Origin of the sequence: Vibrio chagasii, from assembly GCF_024347355.1 — a bacterium.
Lineage (GTDB): Bacteria > Pseudomonadota > Gammaproteobacteria > Enterobacterales > Vibrionaceae > Vibrio > Vibrio chagasii.
This window is the reverse complement of sequence record NZ_AP025465.1, coordinates 3,194,557-3,216,761: the sequence shown is the minus strand read 5'-3', so window position 1 is coordinate 3,216,761 and position 22,205 is coordinate 3,194,557. Positions and strand designations below refer to the sequence as shown.

16 protein-coding genes are annotated in these 22,205 nt (G+C 45.7%); 9 read left to right on the top strand and 7 right to left on the bottom strand.

The genetic code is table 11. The features are described 5' to 3' along the window. Positions 1 to 73 precede the first annotated feature (73 nt). Positions 74 to 4,102: a DNA-directed RNA polymerase subunit beta gene (gene rpoB, locus OCV52_RS14835; RefSeq protein ID WP_008224041.1), complete on the top strand. Its 4,029-nt coding sequence runs from the start codon at positions 74 to 76 to the stop codon at positions 4,100 to 4,102. Between the two features lie 92 nt (positions 4,103 to 4,194). Continuing rightward, positions 4,195 to 8,397, top strand: coding sequence for a DNA-directed RNA polymerase subunit beta' (rpoC, locus tag OCV52_RS14830; RefSeq protein ID WP_061034323.1), 4,203 nt, complete (start codon positions 4,195 to 4,197; stop codon positions 8,395 to 8,397). Positions 8,398 to 8,664: 267 nt separating this feature from the next. On the opposite strand, the gene rsd is transcribed toward rpoC, so the two are convergent. After that, complete coding sequence (gene rsd / locus OCV52_RS14825; RefSeq protein ID WP_105057680.1) at positions 8,665 to 9,162, bottom strand: sigma D regulator; 498 nt, start codon at positions 9,160 to 9,162, stop codon at positions 8,665 to 8,667. A gap of 165 nt (positions 9,163 to 9,327) precedes the next feature. On the opposite strand from rsd, the gene nudC reads away from it, so the two are divergent. Both nudC and hemE read left to right on the top strand, forming a co-directional pair. After that, positions 9,328 to 10,137, top strand: a complete 810-nt coding sequence (gene nudC / locus OCV52_RS14820; protein ID WP_137409044.1) for an NAD(+) diphosphatase — start codon at positions 9,328 to 9,330, stop codon at positions 10,135 to 10,137. A 299-nt stretch (positions 10,138 to 10,436) separates the two neighbouring features. Beyond that, positions 10,437 to 11,504, top strand: a complete 1,068-nt coding sequence (gene hemE, locus OCV52_RS14815; protein ID WP_061034321.1) for a uroporphyrinogen decarboxylase — start codon at positions 10,437 to 10,439, stop codon at positions 11,502 to 11,504. Between the two features lie 106 nt (positions 11,505 to 11,610). On the opposite strand, the gene OCV52_RS14810 is transcribed toward hemE, so the two are convergent. Together OCV52_RS14810 and OCV52_RS14805 are read right to left on the bottom strand one after the other, a co-directional pair. Further along, positions 11,611 to 12,204 carry a uracil-DNA glycosylase family protein gene (locus tag OCV52_RS14810; protein ID WP_137409043.1) on the bottom strand — a complete coding sequence of 198 codons (594 nt, stop codon included), beginning with the start codon at positions 12,202 to 12,204 and terminating at the stop codon, positions 11,611 to 11,613. Further along, the gene (locus tag OCV52_RS14805) at positions 12,204 to 13,130 is read right to left on the bottom strand and encodes a D-2-hydroxyacid dehydrogenase (protein ID WP_137409042.1); all 927 of its coding nucleotides are present in this window, start codon (positions 13,128 to 13,130) and stop codon (positions 12,204 to 12,206) included. The genes OCV52_RS14810 and OCV52_RS14805 overlap by 1 nt, the downstream gene beginning before the upstream one ends. Before the next feature lie 71 nt (positions 13,131 to 13,201). Here OCV52_RS14805 and OCV52_RS14800 point away from each other — a divergent pair, with 71 nt between their 5' ends. Both OCV52_RS14800 and OCV52_RS14795 read left to right on the top strand, forming a co-directional pair. Further along, positions 13,202 to 13,789 (top strand): YjaG family protein, encoded by a 588-nt coding sequence (locus OCV52_RS14800; RefSeq protein WP_061033578.1) that lies wholly within the window; start codon positions 13,202 to 13,204, stop codon positions 13,787 to 13,789. A 149-nt stretch (positions 13,790 to 13,938) separates the two neighbouring features. Further along, the gene (locus tag OCV52_RS14795; RefSeq protein ID WP_102265919.1) at positions 13,939 to 15,315 is read left to right on the top strand and encodes an IS4 family transposase; all 1,377 of its coding nucleotides are present in this window, start codon (positions 13,939 to 13,941) and stop codon (positions 15,313 to 15,315) included. A gap of 65 nt (positions 15,316 to 15,380) precedes the next feature. On the opposite strand, the gene OCV52_RS14790 is transcribed toward OCV52_RS14795, so the two are convergent. Next, the gene (locus OCV52_RS14790) at positions 15,381 to 16,532 is read right to left on the bottom strand and encodes a CNNM domain-containing protein (RefSeq protein ID WP_116871564.1); all 1,152 of its coding nucleotides are present in this window, start codon (positions 16,530 to 16,532) and stop codon (positions 15,381 to 15,383) included. A 270-nt stretch (positions 16,533 to 16,802) separates the two neighbouring features. Between OCV52_RS14790 and hupA the strand changes: the two genes are divergently transcribed. Then, positions 16,803 to 17,075 carry a nucleoid-associated protein HU-alpha gene (gene hupA, locus OCV52_RS14785; RefSeq protein WP_004729753.1) on the top strand — a complete coding sequence of 91 codons (273 nt, stop codon included), beginning with the start codon at positions 16,803 to 16,805 and terminating at the stop codon, positions 17,073 to 17,075. Between the two features lie 47 nt (positions 17,076 to 17,122). Beyond that, positions 17,123 to 17,827 (top strand): DUF1481 domain-containing protein, encoded by a 705-nt coding sequence (locus OCV52_RS14780; protein ID WP_137406936.1) that lies wholly within the window; start codon positions 17,123 to 17,125, stop codon positions 17,825 to 17,827. A 158-nt stretch (positions 17,828 to 17,985) separates the two neighbouring features. Here the strand turns inward: OCV52_RS14780 and purD are convergent, their stop codons facing one another. Next, positions 17,986 to 19,275 (bottom strand): phosphoribosylamine--glycine ligase, encoded by a 1,290-nt coding sequence (purD, locus tag OCV52_RS14775; RefSeq protein WP_137406935.1) that lies wholly within the window; start codon positions 19,273 to 19,275, stop codon positions 17,986 to 17,988. A gap of 133 nt (positions 19,276 to 19,408) precedes the next feature. Beyond that, the gene (gene purH / locus OCV52_RS14770; protein WP_137406934.1) at positions 19,409 to 21,001 is read right to left on the bottom strand and encodes a bifunctional phosphoribosylaminoimidazolecarboxamide formyltransferase/IMP cyclohydrolase; all 1,593 of its coding nucleotides are present in this window, start codon (positions 20,999 to 21,001) and stop codon (positions 19,409 to 19,411) included. A gap of 325 nt (positions 21,002 to 21,326) precedes the next feature. On the opposite strand from purH, the gene zntR reads away from it, so the two are divergent. Further along, entirely contained in the window at positions 21,327 to 21,758 is a 432-nt protein-coding gene (zntR, locus tag OCV52_RS14765) for a Zn(2+)-responsive transcriptional regulator (RefSeq protein ID WP_063525205.1), read from the top strand. Positions 21,759 to 21,887: 129 nt separating this feature from the next. On the opposite strand, the gene fis is transcribed toward zntR, so the two are convergent. Further along, a complete protein-coding gene (gene fis / locus OCV52_RS14760; RefSeq protein ID WP_004729744.1) occupies positions 21,888 to 22,184 on the bottom strand; it encodes a DNA-binding transcriptional regulator Fis in 297 nt (98 codons plus the stop codon). Positions 22,185 to 22,205 lie beyond the last annotated feature (21 nt).

Below are 22,205 nucleotides of genomic sequence, written 5' to 3'. Positions count from 1 at the left end.
GCTGTTAGTCACTACCCCCTCCGAGGAGTGTTTTGGGTAGTTTGGGTCACTTATCAGCGAGCTGAGGAACCCCATGGTTTACTCTTATACCGAGAAAAAGCGCATCCGTAAGGACTTTGGTACTCGTCCACAAGTTTTGGACATTCCATACCTGTTATCGATCCAGCTTGATTCTTTCGATAAATTCATCGAACAGGATCCAGAAGGTCAATACGGTCTTGAGGCTGCTTTTCGTTCTGTATTCCCAATTCAGAGCTACAACGGCAATTCTGAGCTGCAATACGTTAGCTACCGTCTTGGTGAGCCAGTTTTTGATGTTAAAGAATGTCAAATCCGTGGTGTAACTTACTCAAAGCCACTACGCGTTAAACTACGTCTAGTTATCTTTGATCGAGATGCGCCAGCAGGTACTGTAAAAGACATTAAAGAACAAGAAGTCTACATGGGCGAAATTCCGCTTATGACAGACAATGGTACTTTCGTAATTAATGGTACCGAGAGGGTTATCGTATCCCAGCTGCACCGAAGCCCAGGCGTGTTCTTCGACAGTGATAAGGGTAAGACCCACTCATCTGGTAAAGTTCTTTATAACGCACGTGTAATTCCTTACCGTGGCTCATGGTTAGACTTTGAGTTCGATCCTAAGGATAACTTATTCGTACGTATCGACCGTCGTCGTAAGCTACCAGCTTCAATCATCCTTCGTGCACTAGGTAAGTCAACTGAAGAGATCCTAGATCTGTTCTTCGACAAGGTGAACTTCGAAGTGAAAGACCAAACTCTTCTTATGGAGTTGGTTCCTGATCGTCTACGTGGTGAAACTGCGTCATTCGACATCGAAGCAAACGGTAAAGTTTACGTTGAGACTGGTCGTCGTGTTACTGCTCGCCACATTCGTCAACTTGAGAAAGATGGCGTTGAGCACATCGAAGTACCTGTAGAGTACATCGTTGGTAAAGTTGCATCTAAAGATTACATCAACGAAGCAACTGGCGAGATCATCGTTGGCGCGAACCAAGAGATCAGCCTAGAGGCACTTGCTAACCTATCTCAAGCAGGTCACAAAGCTCTAGAAGTACTGTTCACGAATGACCTAGACCATGGTCCATTCATGTCAGACACTCTACGTGCAGATAGCACAGTAGATCGCATCTCTGCATTGGTAGAAATCTACCGCATGATGCGTCCTGGCGAGCCACCAACGAAAGAAGCTGCAGAGTCTCTATTCGAAAGCCTATTCTTCTCAGAAGAACGCTACGACCTATCAACTGTAGGCCGTATGAAGTTCAACAGCTCTATCGAGCGTGAAGAAGAAGAAGAGCGCGGTACTCTGGATGAATCAGACATCATCGAAGTGATGAAGAAACTGATCGGCATCCGTAACGGTAAAGGCGAAGTGGACGATATCGACCACCTTGGCAACCGTCGTATCCGTTCTGTAGGTGAAATGGCAGAAAACCAATTCCGTGTTGGTCTAGTTCGTGTAGAACGTGCCGTTAAAGAGCGTCTAAGCCTTGGTGACCTTGATGCAATCATGCCTCAAGATCTAATCAACGCTAAGCCTATCTCAGCTGCAGTTAAAGAATTCTTTGGCTCTTCACAGCTTTCACAGTTCATGGACCAAAACAACCCATTGTCAGAAGTTACGCACAAGCGTCGTATCTCTGCTTTAGGTCCTGGTGGTCTTACTCGTGAGCGCGCAGGCTTCGAAGTACGTGACGTTCACGTAACTCACTACGGTCGTCTATGTCCGATCGAAACGCCTGAAGGTCCAAACATCGGTCTAATTAACTCACTGTCTGCATTTGCACGTTGTAACGATTACGGTTTCCTAGAAACTCCGTACCGTCGTGTAGTAGATGGCGTAGTAACAGACGAAGTTGATTACCTGTCTGCAATCCAAGAAGGTCAATTTGTAATCGCGCAGGCGAACACCGTTCTTACTGAAGAAGGTACGTTCGCTGATGAGCTAATCACTGCTCGTCAAAAAGGTGAATCTGGTCTTCACCCACGCGACCACGTTGACTACATGGACGTTGCGACAAACCAAGTAGTATCTATCGCTGCATCGCTTATCCCGTTCCTAGAACACGATGATGCGAACCGTGCATTGATGGGTGCGAACATGCAACGTCAAGCGGTACCAACACTTAAGGCTGATAAGCCTCTAGTAGGTACTGGTATCGAACGTAACATCGCAGTTGACTCTGGTGTTACGGCGGTTGCTAAACGTGGCGGTATGATTCAGTCTGTGGACGCTTCTCGTATCGTAGTTAAGGTTAACGAAGATGAGCTAGTACCTGGCGAAGCTGGTATCGACATCTACAACCTAACTAAGTACACGCGTTCAAACCAGAACACATGTATCAACCAACGTCCTACAGTGCTACCGGGTGAACCTGTATCACGTGGCGACGTACTAGCTGACGGTCCTTCAACAGACCTTGGTGAGCTAGCACTTGGTCAAAACATGCGTATCGCGTTCATGCCTTGGAACGGTTACAACTTTGAAGACTCGATCTTAGTATCTGAGCGCGTAGTTCAAGAAGACCGTTTCACGACAATCCACATCCAAGAACTATCTTGTGTGGCTCGTGATACTAAGCTGGGCTCTGAAGAGATCACAGCTGATATTCCAAACGTAGGTGAGTCTGCTCTGTCTAAACTAGACGAGTCAGGTATCGTTTACATTGGTGCTGAAGTTAAGGGTGGCGACATCCTAGTTGGTAAAGTAACACCTAAAGGTGAAACTCAACTGACTCCTGAAGAGAAGCTACTACGTGCAATCTTCGGTGAGAAAGCATCTGATGTTAAAGATACTTCTCTACGTGTACCAAACTCTGTTTCGGGTACTATCATCGATGTACAAGTCTTCACTCGCGATGGCGTAGAGAAAGACAAGCGTGCACTTGAAATCGAACAGATGCAGCTTAAAGAAGCTAAGAAAGACCTAACTGAAGAGTTCCAAATTCTTGAGGGTGGCCTTCTTAACCGTGTTAAAGCTGTACTTCTGTCTGGTGGTTACTCTGAAGCTAAACTTGATACGATCGGTCGTAAGCAATGGCTAGAGCAAGTTCTAGAAGACGATGCGCTACAAACACAGCTTGAGCAACTTGCTGAGCAGTGGGATGAGCTAAAAGCAGACTTCGATAAGAAGTTTGAAACTAAGCGTCGTAAGATCACTCAAGGTGATGATCTAGCGCCTGGCGTTCTTAAGATTGTTAAAGTTTACCTAGCGGTTAAACGTCGTATCCAGCCTGGTGATAAGATGGCGGGTCGTCACGGTAACAAAGGTGTAATCTCTAAGATTAACCCTGTTGAAGACATGCCATACGATGAGAAAGGTCAGCCTGTAGACATCGTACTTAACCCACTGGGTGTACCATCGCGTATGAACATCGGTCAGATCCTAGAAGTACACTTAGGTCTGGCAGCGAAAGGTATCGGTGACAAGATCAACCAAATGGTTAAGGAACAACAAGAACTTCATAAGTTCCGTGAGTTCCTACAGAAGGTTTATGATCTTGGTGATACTCGTCAGAAAGTTGATATTGCTGAACTGTCTGATGATCAAGTTCGTACACTGATCAAGAACCTACGTGGCGGTCTACCGATTGCTACTCCTGTGTTCGATGGTGCTTCTGAAGCGTTAATCAAAGAACTACTTAAACTGGGTGATCTGCCAGAATCTGGTCAGCTTAAACTGTTTGATGGTCGTACTGGTGACTCGTTTGAGCGTCCTGTAACTGTAGGTTACATGTACATGCTGAAACTGAACCACCTTGTTGATGACAAGATGCACGCTCGTTCTACTGGTTCGTACAGCCTAGTAACTCAGCAACCACTTGGTGGTAAAGCTCAGTTCGGTGGCCAGCGTTTCGGTGAGATGGAAGTATGGGCACTAGAAGCATACGGTGCTGCTTACACGCTTCAAGAAATGCTAACAGTTAAGTCGGATGACGTTAACGGCCGTACTAAGATGTACAAGAACATCGTAGATGGCAACCACAGCATGGAACCTGGCATGCCAGAATCGTTCAACGTACTGTTGAAAGAGATTCGCTCGCTAGGTATCAACATCGAGCTAGAAGACGAAGAGTAATCCCTTCTTTCTTTCTAAAGAAAAGAGATTATTTGGTTGAAGGTGCTCACTTTTGCGGGTGAGCCCCTTTTAACTCCTTACAGGAGCTGATTGTGAAAGACTTATTAAACTTTCTAAAAGCGCAGCATAAGACCGAAGAATTTGATGCAATCAAAATCGGTCTATCTTCACCAGACATGATCCGTTCATGGTCTTTCGGTGAAGTTAAAAAACCTGAAACGATCAACTATCGTACGTTCAAACCTGAACGCGATGGTCTGTTCTGTGCGCGTATTTTTGGTCCAGTTAAAGACTACGAATGTCTTTGTGGTAAATACAAGCGTCTGAAACACCGTGGTGTTATCTGTGAGAAGTGTGGCGTAGAAGTTACACAAACTAAAGTTCGTCGTGACCGTATGGGCCACATCGAGCTTGCTTCACCAGTTGCTCACATCTGGTTCCTAAAATCGCTACCGTCTCGTATCGGTCTACTAATGGATATCCCTCTACGTGATATCGAACGTGTTCTTTACTTCGAAATGTACGTAGTAACTGAACCAGGTATGACTGATCTAGAAAAATCTCAGATGCTTACTGAAGAAGAGTATCTAGATCGCCTAGAAGAGTGGGGTGATGAATTCACTGCTAAGATGGGTGCAGAAGCGATCAAAGATCTGCTTGCAACAATGGACCTTCATCAAGAAGTGGAAGAAATGCGCGAAGAGTTGGAAACAACTAACTCTGAAACTAAGCGTAAGAAGATCACTAAGCGCCTGAAGCTAGTTGAAGCGTTCATTGCATCGGGTAACGATCCGCAATGGATGATTCTGACTGTACTTCCGGTTCTTCCGCCAGATCTACGTCCTCTAGTACCACTAGATGGCGGTCGTTTTGCGACTTCAGATCTGAACGACCTTTACCGTCGTGTGATCAACCGTAACAACCGTTTGAAGCGTCTTCTAGAGCTAGCTGCTCCGGACATCATCGTACGTAACGAAAAGCGTATGCTGCAAGAGTCTGTTGATGCACTTCTAGATAACGGTCGTCGTGGTCGTGCAATCACAGGTTCGAACAAGCGTCCTCTGAAATCTCTTGCTGATATGATCAAGGGTAAACAAGGTCGTTTCCGTCAGAACCTTCTAGGTAAACGTGTAGACTACTCTGGCCGTTCTGTAATCACAGTAGGTCCATACCTTCGTCTACATCAGTGTGGTCTTCCTAAGAAGATGGCACTTGAGCTATTTAAGCCGTTCATCTACAGCAAGCTAGAGACTCGTGGCATGGCTACGACAATCAAAGCTGCTAAGAAGATGGTAGAGCGCGAAGAAGCTATCGTTTGGGATATCCTAGACGAAGTTATCCGCGAACACCCAGTACTACTTAACCGTGCACCTACACTTCACCGTCTAGGTATCCAAGCGTTTGAACCAGTACTAATCGAAGGTAAAGCGATTCAGCTTCACCCACTAGTGTGTGCGGCATACAACGCCGACTTCGATGGTGACCAAATGGCGGTACACGTGCCTCTAACTTTAGAAGCACAGCTTGAAGCACGTACACTGATGATGTCGACAAACAACATTCTGTCGCCAGCGTCAGGTGATCCGATCATCGTACCTTCTCAGGACGTTGTATTGGGTCTTTACTACATGACTCGTGAAAAGATCAACGTGAAAGGCGAAGGTATGTACCTTGCTGGCCCTGAAGAGGCTGAGAAGGCATACCGTACTAAGACTGCTGAGCTTCACGCTCGCGTTAAAGTTCGTATCACTGAGACCGTAGTAGACGAAGATGGTAACAGCACTACTGAAACGAAGCTGGTTGACACAACAGTTGGCCGTGCAATGCTATGGCAAATCGTTCCAGCTGGCCTACCGTACAGCATCGTTAACCAAAAGCTAGGTAAGAAGCAAATTTCTAACCTACTTAACGAAGCGTACCGTAAGCTTGGTCTTAAGGACACAGTAGTATTCGCTGACCAAATCATGTACGCAGGTTTTGCATACGCTGCACTTTCAGGTGTTTCTGTAGGTATCGACGATATGGTTGTACCTCAAGCGAAATACGATGAAATTGAATCTGCTGAAGAAGAAGTTCGCGAAATCCAAGAGCAATTCCAATCTGGTCTTGTTACTGCGGGTGAGCGTTACAACAAAGTTATCGATATCTGGGCATCTACGAATGACCGCGTTGCGAAAGCAATGATGGATAACCTATCTTCTGAAACAGTTATCAACCGTGACGGCGAAGAAGAACAGCAAGAATCGTTCAACAGCATCTACATGATGGCCGACTCGGGCGCACGTGGTTCTGCAGCTCAGATTCGTCAGCTAGCAGGTATGCGTGGTCTGATGGCGCGTCCAGATGGTTCAATCATCGAAACGCCGATCACTGCGAACTTTAAAGAAGGTCTAAACGTCCTTCAGTACTTTATCTCAACGCACGGTGCTCGTAAGGGTCTTGCGGATACGGCACTGAAAACAGCGAACTCGGGTTACCTAACTCGTCGTCTAGTAGACGTTGCTCAAGACGTTGTAGTACACGAACATGACTGTGGCACGCACGAAGGTATCGACATGATGCCTCACATCGAAGGTGGTGACGTTAAAGTTGCACTTTCTGAGCTTGCTCTAGGTCGTGTAGTAGCTGAAGACGTTCTTAAGCCTGGTACTGAAGATGTACTGATCCCACGTAATACTCTGATTGATGAGAAGTGGTGTCAGATCATGGAAGACAACTCTGTAGATAGCATGAAAGTGCGCTCTGTTGTTACCTGTGATGCAGACTTCGGTTGTTGTGCACAGTGTTACGGTCGTGACCTAGCACGTGGTCACCTAGTGAACCAAGGTGAAGCAGTTGGTGTTATCGCTGCACAATCTATCGGTGAACCGGGTACACAGCTAACGATGCGTACGTTCCACATCGGTGGTGCGGCATCTACTGCAGCAGCAGAGAACAGCATCCAAGCTAAGACAACTGGTACTGTGAAACTTCACAACGCTAAGTTCGTAATCAACAAAGACAAGAAGCTAGTTATCACTTCTCGTGCATCTGAGATGACGATTATTGATGAGTTCGGTCGTACTAAAGAGAAGCACAAACTTCCTTACGGTTCTGTACTGAGCAAAGCGGACAACGACGCAGTAGAAGCTGGCGAAGTTGTAGCTAACTGGGAAGCGCACACTATGCCAATCATCACTGAAGTGGCAGGTCGCATCCAGTTCGTTGATATGATCGATGGCGTAACTGTTTCTCGTCAAACGGATGATCTAACAGGTCTTTCTTCTTCTGAAGTTACAGACGCAGCGGCTCGTCCAGCAGCAGGTAAAGATATGCGTCCAGCTATCAAACTTGTTGACGAGCAAGGTAACGATGTAATGATCCCTGGTACTGAAATGCCAGCTCACTACTTCTTACCTGGTAAAGCGATTGTAAACATTGAAGATGGCGCTGAAGTTGGCATTGGTGACACACTATCTCGTATCCCTCAGAAATCTGGCGGTAACAAAGATATCACCGGTGGTCTACCACGCGTAGCAGACCTATTCGAAGCTCGTAAGCCAAAAGAGCCTGCGATCCTTGCTGAGCACACAGGTACTGTGTCTTTCGGTAAAGAAACGAAAGGTAAGCGTCGTCTAGTAATCACTCGTGAAGGTGGTGACACTTACGAAGAGATGATTCCTAAGCATCGTCAATTGAACGTGTTCGAAGGTGAGAAGATTGAACGTGGTGATGTAATCGCCGACGGTCCTGAAACTCCACACGATATCCTGCGTCTACGTGGTATCCACGCAGTAACTCAGTACATCGCGAACGAAGTTCAAGAAGTTTACCGCTTACAAGGCGTTAAGATTAACGATAAGCACATTGAGACTATCGTTCGTCAAATGCTACGTAAGTGTACAATCACACATTCTGGTGACTCTCAGTTCCTACCTGGCGAACAAGTTGAGTACCACAACGTGAAGATTGCTAACCGTAAGCTAGAAGCTGAAGGTAAAGAACTAGTACGTTTCGAACGTGATCTACTAGGTATTACTAAAGCGTCTCTTGCAACTGAGTCATTCATCTCAGCTGCATCGTTCCAAGAAACGACTCGCGTACTAACAGAAGCTGCGGTTTCTGGTAAGCGTGATGACCTTCGCGGTCTGAAAGAGAACGTAATTGTTGGTCGTCTGATTCCAGCTGGTACTGGTTTCGCATACCACCAAGAGCGTCAAGCTAAGCGTGAAGAAGAGCAGGAAGGTCCATCAGCTGAACAAGCTACTGACAACCTTGCAGCACTTCTAAATGCAGGCTTCTCTTCAGAAGAGTAATTTCTAAGAGATAACAAAAAGGCACCTTCGGGTGCCTTTTTTGTATCTGGCGTTTGGGTTATTGGTGTATGGGTTTAGGCGTGCTTTTACTGATGCTAGCCGGTGAATCACAAGCATTGGTGGAAAGAGGATCATCGTGGATGAGTCGTAGATACGGATTGGTGGTTTGCTGGTGGTACTTAGGCTTCAACAAAGTTGAGTGGGCAGGGGAATTATGGGCAAAACAAAAAGCTTGCACAGAGGCAAGCTTCTTAAGGGTTCAGTTAACTAAGCGCCTGGTGGAATCGCTAAGCTGTCTGCAATAAGCTGGATAAGATTATCTTCTACTTCAAAACGCACTTCGAGTAGTTCACCTACCTTCGACATATCTCCTTCGAAGCTAGGCAACTCATCGTTTGCACTTACTTTAACGTACTTATCATTGAACTCTAGAAGCGGCTCGGTTGTGAGTACGATCTTCGCGTAAGTTGTATCAATCTCGTCATTGGTTTTAAAGCCTGTTGCTTGCCATTTCTTCATGACCATATCGTAGATCTTAAAATGGCCTTCTGAGATATAATCGACAACATGATCGCAGAATGAGCTTATTTCTTTAGGAGAAGGGAGTTCAACAACGTTTGATTGCCCGTTGCTAGCTGGCTGCAAGGCACCTAGCTTGCAATATTCGACGATGAGAGCTTGTCGAGTTTCGAGCCAATGATCGATGACCTCGCTTGAGCCACCCCATTGTTCTTGTATTTGTTTAAATTTATTTAGCATGACCATGTCCTCATGATCTGATCACAACCTTGTGATCATTGAAATTGCCTAAGCAGGGTCCGTTTATCGATATCTACTAAAAGTAATAGCTTGAAATATTCTCTGCCACAACTCTAGTATGAAATTAGATTGCCAGTAAAATGAACGAACTGCAAGCAATGAGGCATAGGGATGTTAAAAAAAAGTGATAAGAAAATGACAGAGCAAGCTTATTGGTGCGTCGTTTCCGGTAGTGATATTTGGGTTGATAATGACCAGTTTCCTTTCGGCTCTGCCGACGAGCTAGGGCTCAGTGTTGAGCACGCAATCTGCATTGGTCAGCATCAAGGTCGCAAAGTGTATTGGTTGAACGACTGTGATGTTGAGCGTGAGCTGACGATGGTCAACCTAAGAGAGTTATTGCACTGGCCTGAATCGAGTTTTCTTACTGCAAGTAAAGCCATCCAATATAGCCATATGACCCAGAGCATGCGTTTCTGCCCGCAGTGTGGTGGTCGCAATCACCTAAACCACAATCAAGTGGCGATGCAGTGTGGAGACTGTCGTACTCTGCATTACCCGCGCATTTTCCCATGCATCATTGTCGCTGTACGAAACGACAACAAGATATTACTCGCGCAGCACCCAAGACATAAAACGGGCATGTATACCGTTATAGCGGGCTTTCTAGAGGTCGGAGAGACCTTAGAACAGTGTGTTGCTCGTGAAGTGAAAGAGGAGACGGGGATTGATGTGGATAATATTCGCTATTTTGGCAGCCAACCCTGGGCGTTCCCGTCGAGCATGATGATGGGATTTCTTGCTGACTATGCTGGTGGTACGCTCAAGCCAGATTATAGCGAGCTATCTGACGCGCAATGGTTTGACGTGACGACTCTGCCAGATGTGGCGCCAGTGGGCACCATTGCCAGACAACTGATAGAGAAAACGGTTGATGACGTGATTAAAGCAGGCGCAGCTGAACAAATATTGGAGCACTAAATTGCCTACAGTAGTATTTGGCCTATGGGTGGTCAAAAGCTAAAAAAAACCCTCCACAAGTGGAGGGGGTAAGTAAGATGTCGTTATGAGATGCTGAGTAGTGACTACTCAGGTGTTATAATTGTAATTTTCGCTAGCGAACAAATTTTTAACATGCTCCCTTAATTGGGTGCAAATTAAGCATTGATTTAAAAGTTAATAACTTGATCTAGGTTGCAAAGCACACAGCTTTTACCCCTCAATCAGTGTTAGAATACTTGCTATCAAAACTAGACAAGATTGAATTGGAATTTAACGGAATGACCGAATTAAAGAACGATCGCTATTTACGCGCACTTTTAAAGCAGCCTGTTGATTACACACCGGTATGGATGATGCGCCAAGCTGGCCGCTATCTTCCAGAGTACAAAGCAACGCGTGCTGAAGCAGGCGATTTCATGTCTTTGTGCAAAAACGCGGAACTTGCATCAGAAGTAACCCTTCAACCTTTACGTCGTTTCCCGCTTGATGCGGCAATCTTGTTCTCTGACATCCTAACGATCCCTGATGCTATGGGCCTAGGTTTGTACTTTGAAACAGGTGAAGGTCCTAAGTTTGAGCGTCCTATCACGTGTAAAGCTGACGTAGAAAAAATTGGCCTGCCAGATCCAGAAGGTGAGCTTCAATACGTAATGAACGCAGTACGTCAGATCCGTAAAGATCTGAAAGGCGAAGTGCCACTGATTGGTTTCTCTGGTAGCCCATGGACTCTAGCGACTTACATGGTTGAAGGTGGAAGCTCTAAAGCGTTCACTAAGATCAAGAAGATGATGTATGCAGAACCACAAACGCTGCACCTACTTCTAGATAAGCTGGCTGACAGTGTTATCGAATACCTAAACGCGCAAATCAAAGCGGGTGCTCAATCGGTAATGGTATTTGATACATGGGGTGGTGTACTGACTCCTCGTGATTACAACCTATTCTCACTGCAATACATGCACAAAATCGTTGACGGTCTGATCCGTGAAAACGATGGCCGTCGTGTACCAGTAACACTATTCACTAAGAACGGTGGCATGTGGCTAGAGCAGATCGCAGCAACGGGCTGTGATGCAGTTGGCCTAGACTGGACTATCAACATCCAAGACGCAGTTAAGCGTGTGGGTGATAAGGTTGCTCTGCAAGGTAACATGGATCCTTCAATGCTTTACGCTTCTCCAGAGCGTATCCGTGAAGAAGTATCGACTATCCTTGAAGGCTTTGGTGATGCGGGTACTGGCCACGTATTTAACCTAGGCCACGGTATTCACTTAGATGTGCCGCCAGAAAATGCTGGTGTGTTCGTTGACGCTGTTCACGAGCTGTCTAAGCCTTACCATAAGTAGTTCTGAGTAAGATGATTGAAAGCGCTGCTGGGTAACCAGCAGCGCTTTTTTATTGCCTTCAGATTGGTAATTCTATACTCGTTTAATTTCGACGGTGTGCAGCTCATTAAGTATTTGGGTCATAGTAGGCCAAATGCTCTGAGATGTGTTTGCGGATGTAAGGAATGACCTCATTTTCAAACCATGGGTTCTTCTTGAGCCAGATATTATTACGTGGTGAAGGGTGGGGAAGTGGTAAAAACTCTGGTGCCCAAACCTGCCAGTTTTTGACGGTCTCTGTCAGTGTTTTGGTGGTTCTTTCCTTTAAATAATAGTTTTGCGCGTACTGACCAATCAAAAGTGTCATTTGAATATTGGGCAGTGATTGCAGTACTTTGTTATGCCAGAGCTCTGCGCACTCCTTGCGTGGTGGTAGATCGCCACTCTTTCCTTTACCTGGGTAGCAGAAACCCATAGGTACAATCGCGACCTTTTGTTCGTCATAAAAGGTATCGCTGCCTATCCCTAGCCACTCTCTTAATCTTTCCCCACTGGTATCATTCCATGGGATGGATGACTCATGCACCTTGATACCCGGCGCTTGACCAATGATTAACAAGCGCGCGTTTGGATGTGCTTGAATGACAGGGTTGGCACCGTGTGAGAGGTTAGGCTCACATGCAGTGCATTGTCGTATCTCTGTAAGTAGCGAAGAGGACATCAGTAGCCTTTATCAAAATCAATGACATGGTTTAGGGTAAAACCATCTCGCCACTGTTGGTAATTCTCAGCAAAGATCTCTACCACTTGTCTCGGTTCACTGAGTGCAGCGATATGTGGCGTAATGGTGATTTGTGGTAGCTTCCAGAAAGGGTGATCTTGCGAAAGGGGCTCGCTTTCAAACACATCAAGAAATGCATGCTCAACCCAACGGTTTTTAATCGCCAGCAACAGCGCTTTGTTGTCGATGCTTTCGCCTCTGCCAACATTAAATAGCAGCACGTTAGAACAATAGCTAAGGGTCATTTGGTTGAGCAGTTGATAGGTTTCAGCGGTCGATGGCAAGGTGTTGACCACAATGTCTGCTTGCTTGAGAGCCGGCTCAAGTTCATTGATATGGAAAGTGTCTTTAAAGGTTTCTTGCTTCGATGGGATACCAGTACGATTGACACCAATGGTATGAATGCCAAACGCCGCAGCGGTTTTTGCTAAATGGCTGCCGATAGACCCTGTGCCTAAAATCACCATAGTTTTGTCAGTTAGGCTAGAATAAAGCTGTGGCTGCCAGTTTCGTTGCTGTTGTTGCTGGTGGTAGTGAGGAAAGTGTCTAAAGTGGCTGATTGCGTAACCTAAAACGTACTCCGAGATAGCAGGGCCGAAGATACCTTTTACATTGGTTAGCGTGTAATCCTGACGAAGTTCTGGTTGAGTGAGCTTATTGATGCCAGCGTAGGTGCTTTGTACCCACTCAAGCGTTTTAAACTCGTTAAGACGCTCGGCTATCAGGGGAGGCGACCCTAATATAATCTCAGCTAACTCGGGGTTTTGAGTGATTTCTAGGTCGGGTAAATCCCGGTTTAGAATCAGTTGCGTATAGGTATCGTCATGCTCAGTCATAATATAGAGCTTATTCGTAAAATTGTTCATCGGCTTACCTTTTCCCCCCAGAGTTTATCAAGTACACTTTCGCTGTCTTTTTCTGCAATTATTGAGTGACTATGCTTCAGAATCCACTGCAGGTTCGTCTTGAAAAGTTAGAACCTTGGCAACAAATTACCTTTATGGCGTGTCTGTGTGAGCGTATGTACCCTAACTATGCCATGTTTTGTGAGAATACAGAATTTGCCGAAGCTCGCATCTATCGTGATGTTTTGGATAGCATTTGGGAAATCCTAACGGTAAAAACGGCAAAGGTGAACTTTGAACGCCAATTAGAGAAAGTTGAAGAGCTTTTCCCTAGCGCAGACGATTTTGACTTCTATGGTGTTTACCCTGCAATGGACGCTTGCCAAGGTTTGGCAACGCTTGTTCATGGCCTGCTTGACCGCGAGCACATGTTTGAAGCTGTGATTAAAGTGAGCCAACAGTCGGTGAAGACGGTTGCTGAGCTTGAGTTTGCTCAAGGTGCTGAAGAAGTGACTAACGAAAACCAGAAAGAAAACGAAGCGGTATGTGAAGAGTGGGACGTTCAGTGGGCTATCTTCCGACCATTGCGTGAAACGACGGAACGTGACATCGAGTTGATTAAAGACCTACGTCATGAACTGCGTGAAGAACCCGTTAGTAACATTGGTGTTGCTCTGTAATTCAACATCGCACCAAAGTACGAATAAAAACAAAGGCTCCCAAAGGCTGTCTCTTATACACAAATCCCTAAGCCACGCTTGGGGATTTTTTTTGAACTATTTTTAGGTTTCATGATCTGATCATCTAAGCAATGACAAGGATGATTATCATGACCTATATAGAGCCAACCCTTTGGGCACAAAAACAGTTCGGTCAAGCCCACCTTAATGACCCTAGACGCACTCAAAGACTCGTTGCTCTCGCAGCCTCACTGGCCGAGCAGCCTGGCGTACCCGTCTCGAAACTCATTATATCCCCTGCTGAAATGGAAGGGGCTTATCGCTTCATCCGTAATGAGCAAATCAAAGCAGAAGATATCGCAGAAGCGGGTTTTTATGTCACCGCACAAGAAGCATTAGAGCAACAAACACTTCTTGCCTTAGAAGACACCACTTCTCTCAGTTACTCCCATCGCAGCATTCGAGATGAACTCGGGCACTCTAATCAAGGCAATCGACATCGCGCCATGTTTGTACACTCAACCTTACTTTTTGCTCCCGACACTCAATCTGTTATTGGTTTAATTGAACAACAGCGCTGGACTCGTGATATAGAAAAGCGAGGTCAAAGGCACCAGCATGCGACTCGACCATACAAAGAGAAAGAAAGTTATAAGTGGGAACAAGCCTCTCGCCATGTCGCTGAGCGACTTGGCGATAAAATTTCGGATGTCATTTCTGTGTGCGATAGAGAAGCCGACCTATTTGAATACCTCACTTACAAGCGAGAGCAACAACAAAGGTTCCTCGTTCGCTCAATGCAAAGCCGCTGTATTGAAGAGCACGATAATCGTCTTTATAGCTATGCTTCTACCCTGTTATCAGCCGGAGAGAAAGTGCTCGAAATACCGCAAAAAGGCGGTCGTAAAGCTCGCAAGGCTCATTTAGATATCAAATATGCCCCCGTGACACTCAAGTCTCCTGCTAACAAGAAAGAGTTCGATAACATTCCGCTTTACTACGTGGGATGTATAGAACAAGGAGAGAGTGGTAATAAGCTCGCATGGCACTTACTGACTTCAGAGCCGATAACGAGCAAGGAAGAGGCACTCAAAATCGTCAGTTATTATGAGCGGCGCTGGCTGATAGAAGATTTTCATAAAGTCTGGAAAAGTGAAGGGACTGAAGTTGAGCAACTGAGAATGCAAAGTAAGGATAACTTAGAAAGGCTCAGCGTCGTTTTGGCTTTTATCGCGACTCGGTTACTCCAGTTGAGGTTTATGAATGAATCAGACGAGTTATCTAAGAGCAGTTGTGAGCAGGTATTAAAAGGCAAAGCGTGGAAGTTAATGTGGCTCAAGTTGGAGAGCAAAAAACTACCGAAAGAAGCGCCTAATATATCATGGGCTTACAACGGTATTGCTCGGTTAGGTGGTTGGAAGAATACCAAGCGAACAGGTCGCGCTTCTATAAAGACGTTATGGCAAGGATGGCTTAGGTTACAAACCATCCTTGAAGGGTATGAACTCGCCAAGTCTCTTGATTAACCAGACTTGTGATCAAGAGACAGCCCAAAGGAGCCTTTGTTGTATCTATTGATAGCAAATTACGATTAAGCGTCTTTTTTATCTGCTTTTGACGTTTGCTCTTCATCCGCTGGTTTTGCATCTGAGTTATCGTCTTCTGCTGAAGCTTCTTGCTCTAGCTCGTCTTCTTCGTCGCGGTTTTCGATCACACCGTGGGTCTCTTTCCACTTTTCCCAACGCTGAAATGCCAGTTCCTGCATGTCGGTCGTCTTATCCGCTTCGTCAACGATCTCTTCGCCAACAAGGTGTTCAAAGATATCTTCTAGGGTAATGATGCCTTGGATTGTGCCGTACTCATCAACCACGAGAGATAGCTGTAAACGTTGAGCCATCATTTGGTCAAACGCTTTTGGTAACGGCAAGTTATTCAGTAATACATGAATAGGGCGCATCACATCGCCTAGAGATTTCTCTCCGCTGCCAGCTTGTTGAAGCCTAAACAGCTCTAAGCGGTGCACAAAACCGATGATGTTGTCACTCTGCTCGCTGTAAACCAACGGACGTGAGAATGGCGTATCTTTATGATCCGCTAGGAACTGATTGATACTCATCTCAGCATCGACACGGAATACTACTGGTCGCGGTGTCATTACTTGCGTCACAGGTACATCTTGAATGCCAAGTAGGTTGCTTAGGATTTTCGATTCGCCTTCTGCAAATTCACCACTCTCTTTTGCCAAAATCGCCATCGCAGACAATTCATCACGCATTTTTGGTGCTTCGTGACCACGAGCTAGGCGCTTAGTGATCTGCTCAGAGAACCAAACAAACGGTGTTAGGAAGAACACCATCCAACGAAGCACGCTCGCCGATGCTGGCGCAAGTTGACGCCAGTAAGTTGCACCAATAGTTTTTGGAACAATCTCAGACAGTACCAAAATACCTAGAGTTAGCACGGCAGAGAATACACCTAGCCATTGGCTACCAAAAACCACCGCCGCTTGTGCACCTGCTGTCGCAGCACCGATTGTGTGCGCGATGGTGTTAAGCGTTAAAATTGACGCCAGTGGGCGGTCGATGTCTGTTTTCAGTTTGTCTAATGACTCTGCTGCAGGATGCCCATTTTGTTTTAGTTGAGCGATGTAGCTCGGACTAATACTCAAAAGTACAGCTTCCAAAACAGAACAAATGAAAGAAACTCCAATGGCGATGGAGACGTAAATAGTTAGCAGCAGCATGTTTGCCCTTAAATTAAATTGTACGCTTTATCAGCGATTCAGCGTGGATTATAGAGAAAAAGTAGTGGCTAGGTCATCATTAATTTTGCGCTCAGCCCCTTTTAAACAAGGGCTTGCTTAAATAAATCAGTAACAAATTGTGAGTTATTACTCATATTATGGCTAAAACTACGGCATTAGAGTCAAAGATCGACGACAAACCTTTGCCAGATGGGGCATTTATGTTTTAGAGTGAATTGAATTCAAAAATACAAAGAAGGGAAACCTAAAATGAACAAGACTCAATTAATCGACTTTATTGCTGAAAAAGCGGACCTTTCTAAAGCACAAGCTAAAGCTGCTCTAGAAGCGACTCTTGGTGGTGTAACAGATGCTCTTAAAGATGGCGATCAAGTTCAGCTAATTGGTTTTGGTACTTTTAAAGTAAACCACCGTGCAGCTCGCACTGGTCGTAACCCAAAAACTGGTGATGAGATCCAAATCGCTGCTGCAAACGTCCCAGCATTTGTTGCAGGTAAAGCGCTGAAAGATTCAGTGAAATAATCTAAACTGTACCGAGGTAGTCGTATTCCACCTCGGTACAGGTTTTTATGAAAAAAGCATTTCTTCTCGTTTCACTGTTATCTACATTTCTCATTGGCTGTTCTTCAACAAGCCCTCGCAAAAACCTAGAGCAATTTGAAACCTACACCGGCGGCCAAGTCATGGGCGACGCGACAAGTTTCTACTGGGTGACTAACAAGCTCACACAACCTCATACTTCAGCAGACTACGTCACTATGGGTGATTATGGCTGGTATCAAACTGACTATGCATGGTCGGATGTTGTGCTTCGTGAATTTATTCGTGAAGGTGAGCAGCGCAACGCATCAAATGAACTGGCTCCATTTCGGGTTCATGTCCGTTTCAACAAATCAGGCGAAGCTGTGTATCAGCAGTACCGTATTGACGGTAAAATCCTACCAATCCGCGCTAAGCAGCTTGAAACTTACAAGAATGAAGCCTCACAGGCCTTAGATACCACGGCTAAGCAGAATGACGAAGGCTTCAAGTTGATCCAAGGCTATTGGAATGGTCAATCTTTCGAAACTTGCTCGGGTAAAGAGTTTTCAAGTATCGATATTAATCAAGCCTTACCAAACTTTGTGATTAATCGCTTAGCGTCAGTAGAAAGCTATGCTGCGTTTCTTGGTAGTGATTCACTCGGAAAAATCACTGTAGAAGAGCTATTGATGTTAGCGGAAGAAAGCCACGATTGTGTCGTAAGACCATCATTGCTGAAGAGCAGCGAATAAATCATTAAGAGCATTTGGCCTACTGTAGGCCAAATGCTCTTTAGTCTGTACATGTGTACGTTGGACAATAAAAAAGGCGCCCACTAAGGCGCCTTTTTCGTTCTTCGCTGCTGTCATTTACTTACTGTTATTGGATAGTAAGCGAGTGACAATCTTGATTACTGCTCTTGCTCGCGCGCAATCGCACGGTAACCAATGTCATTGCGGTGGAACATATCATTCCAGCTCACTTGCTTCGTTAACGCGTATGCGCGCTCCTGAGCTTCAGAAACCGTGTTACCCAGCGCTGTTGCACAAAGTACACGACCACCGTTTGTCACCACGTCGCCAGCTTCGTTATTTGCAGTACCTGCGTGGAAAACCTTTTGGCCTTCAACTTCGCTTGTTGGTAGTGAAATTACGTCACCTTTTGCGTAGTCAGCAGGGTAGCCGCCAGCCGCAAGAACAACACCAATTGAAGCACGTGGATCCCACTTAGATTCTGCTTCGTCTAGTTTCTCGTCGATAGCCATTAGGCAAAGCTCAACAAGGTCTGACTCCATGCGCATCATGATAGGTTGTGTTTCTGGATCGCCGAAGCGGCAGTTGTATTCGATAACTTTCGGAGTGCCGTCAGCATCGATCATTAGACCAGCGTAAAGGAAACCAGTGTAAGGTGCGCCTTCTGCGTCCATGCCACGTACCGTTGGGTAGATAACTTCTTCAAGGATACGGTTGTGGATTTCAGGTGTTACTACAGGAGCTGGAGAATAAGCACCCATGCCGCCCGTGTTAGGGCCAGTGTCTTTGTCGCCAACACGTTTGTGGTCTTGGCTGGTGGCCATAGGTAGAACGCTAGAGCCGTCAACCATTACTATGAAGCTTGCTTCTTCGCCTTCAAGGAACTCTTCGATAACCACGCGGCTGCCTGCTTCGCCAAATGCGTTGCCTGCTAGCATATCTTTGATTGCGTCTTCTGCTTCTTCAAGAGTCATCGCGACGATAACGCCTTTACCAGCCGCAAGGCCGTCAGCTTTAACTACGATTGGTGCACCTTGCTCACGAACGTAAGCGATAGCTGGCTCAATCTCAGTGAAGTTCGCGTAAGAACCTGTTGGGATGTCGTGACGAGCTAGGAAGTCTTTAGTGAATGCTTTAGAGCCTTCCAGCTGTGCTGCCGCTTGAGTTGGACCAAAGATAGGCAGACCTACTTCGCGGAACGCGTCAACCACACCAATAACCAATGGCGCTTCAGGGCCAACGATAGTCAGTTCGATTTTTTTCTCTTGAGCAAACGCCACTAAACCAGCGATGTCTTCAACGCCGATGTTTACGTTTTCAAGTTTTGGCTCAAGTGCAGTACCTGCGTTACCTGGAGCGATGAATACTGTTTCAACGTTTGGGTTTTGTGCTGCTTTCCAACCTAGTGCATGCTCACGACCACCGGCACCAATAATCAATACATTCATGTTTTAAACCTTCAATCAAAATTGATAGTAGTAGAACTAGAAAATGTCTGAGCAACACTAAATGATAGTGTTGCTCATCTCGGAGCGCAGCGTTCTCGTTTCCCGTAGCGAAGCGCTCTCGTATCTTTTCTTTCTAGTGGCGGAAGTGACGCATGCCCGTAAAGATCATCGCCATGCCGTGCTCGTCTGCTGCTGCGATAACTTCGTCATCACGCATAGAGCCGCCTGGTTGGATAACACATTTGATGCCCGCTTCTGCCGCCGCGTCGATACCGTCACGGAATGGGAAGAATGCATCTGATGCCATCACACAACCTTCAACCTGTAGACCTTCGTCTGCAGCTTTGATGCCAGCGATTTTCGCAGAGTAAACACGGCTCATTTGGCCTGCGCCCACACCGATAGTCATGTCGCCTTTCGAGTAAACGATCGCGTTAGATTTCACGTACTTCGCTACTTTCCAGCAGAATAGGGCATCTTTTAGCTCTTCAGCGGTTGGTTGACGCTTAGAAACCACTTTAAGGTCATCTTCAGACACCATGCCTTGGTCGCGGTCTTGAACCAGTAGGCCGCCGTTAACGCGTTTCACGTCAAAGCCAGTCGTCTTAGTTGTCCACTCACCACACTCAAGTAGGCGAAGGTTTTTCTTAGCCGCTACGATTTCTACTGCTTCAGCAGAAACAGAAGGAGCAATGATAACTTCAACGAATTGACGCTCAGTAATAGCGGTTGCTGTTGCTGCGTCTAGCTCACGGTTGAATGCGATGATGCCACCAAATGCAGACGTTGGGTCTGTTTTGAATGCACGGTCATAAGCTTCTAGGATGTCTTCACCTAGTGCTACGCCACATGGGTTAGCGTGCTTAACGATGACACATGCTGGTTCGTCGAACTCTTTCACACACTCAAGTGCTGCGTCAGTGTCGGCGATGTTGTTGTAAGAAAGCGCTTTGCCTTGGATTTGGCGAGCAGTAGAAACTGATGCTTCTTCAGGGTTTGCTTCAACGTAGAATGCTGCTGCTTGGTGGCTGTTCTCACCGTAGCGCATGTCTTGTTTTTTCTCGAACTGTTGGTTGAACGTGCGAGGGAATTTGCTATCTTCGTCGCCTTCTTTGTTCTCGCCGTAAGATGGAACCATAGTGCCGAAGTAGTTAGCGATCATGCCGTCGTAAGAAGCTGTGTGTTCGAATGCTGCGATAGCTAGGTCGAAACGAGTTTCTAGTGTTAGAGACTTCTCGTTCGCGTCCATTTCAGCGACAACGCGGTCGTAGTCGTGAGCGTTAACAACGATAGTTACGTCTTTGTGGTTTTTCGCTGCAGAGCGAACCATTGTTGGACCACCGATGTCGATGTTCTCAACAGCATCAGCAAGGGTACAGCCTTCTTTTGCAACGGTTTCTGCGAATGGGTATAGGTTTACAACAACCATATCGATAGGATTGATGCCGTGAGTTTCCATCACGTCATCGTCTTGGCCGCGACGGCCTAGAACACCACCATGAACTTTTGGATGCAGAGTCTTAACACGGCCGTCCATCATTTCTGGGAAACCAGTGTAGTCAGATACTTCTGTAACAGAGATGCCTTTTTCAGCAAGCAGGCGAGCAGTGCCACCGGTAGATAGGATATCTACACCACGGTTAGCAAGAGCTTGTGCAAATTCAACGATACCAGTTTTGTCTGATACGCTGATTAGAGCGCGGCGAATTGGACGAGCGTTATTCATGCTTCCATCTTCCTCAAATTCATGGGGTTAAAATAAAGATATTTGCCAAAAAAGAACTTGTTTCTATCTTCTCAGCGTGGATTATTCTAGATTCCAGTAAGAGATAAAATATTGGCCAGTTTTGGTAAAGACCTTTGAGGTTAGTCTTACGATTAAGCTATAAGATAACCAACTCCAAATTTGATGGCGCAGATTCTAACTAATTTATTACAAAAAAGCTCGCGCAATCGTTTGGCATCTCAAAAATAATTATGAAAAGTGCCATTTCAGCCTAAAAAGTAACGATAAGGTTAATTGTGAAATGGACGAAGGATTAGGGAAAAACATGTTTCAGATCGGTGAATTAGCGAAACGATGCGGTGTGACAGCCGATACCTTACGCTTTTATGAAAAAAATAATTTGATTGCTCCTGCGAGCCGTAGTGAATCGGGTTATCGCCTATATGATGAAAATAACCAAAAACAGGTGACCTTTATTCTCAAATCTAAAGAGTTGGGGCTGAGTTTAGATGAGATTAAAGAATTGCTCGAGATTCGCTTGGAAGCGACGCAACATAGCTGTGCCGAAGTGAAGTCCATCACTACCGCCAAGTTGGAGATGATTGATGAGAAGATTACTGAGTTAACCAAGATTCGCACTGCGCTTAAAAAGATTAACGATGCGTGTTGTGGCCACATAGATGACAACGCTAGCCATTGTTCGATTCTGGCTGCACTAGATTCAGAAAATGTTGAAAAAGGACGTTGTTGTAGCTGATAGGCTCTCTGTTTAAAGGGAAGCCTATCCCTCATTACCCATTTCTTCGTTCTCCAATCTACAAGCCAAAAAAAAGCCAAACTCAATCAATGAGCTTGGCTTTCAATTCAATTAATTACGAAAGAACGATTAGTTCATGCCGTATTTTTTAAGTTTCTTGCGAAGAGTACCGCGGTTGATACCCATCATAGTTGCTGCGCGAGTTTGGTTACCGCGAGTGTACTGCATGATGGTGTCTAGTAGTGGCTGTTCAACTTCAGCTAATACTAGTTCGTATAACTCGCTGACTTCTTGACCGTTTAATTGAGCAAGGTAGTTTTTCAATGATGCTTTCACTGAATCACGTAGTGGTTTCTGCGTGATTTGGTCTTGTGATGTTACTGTAGTCACTGTCAATGCTTCTGAAGTCAGATTTTGTTCGAACATATTCGGTCTAGCTCTTCTCGT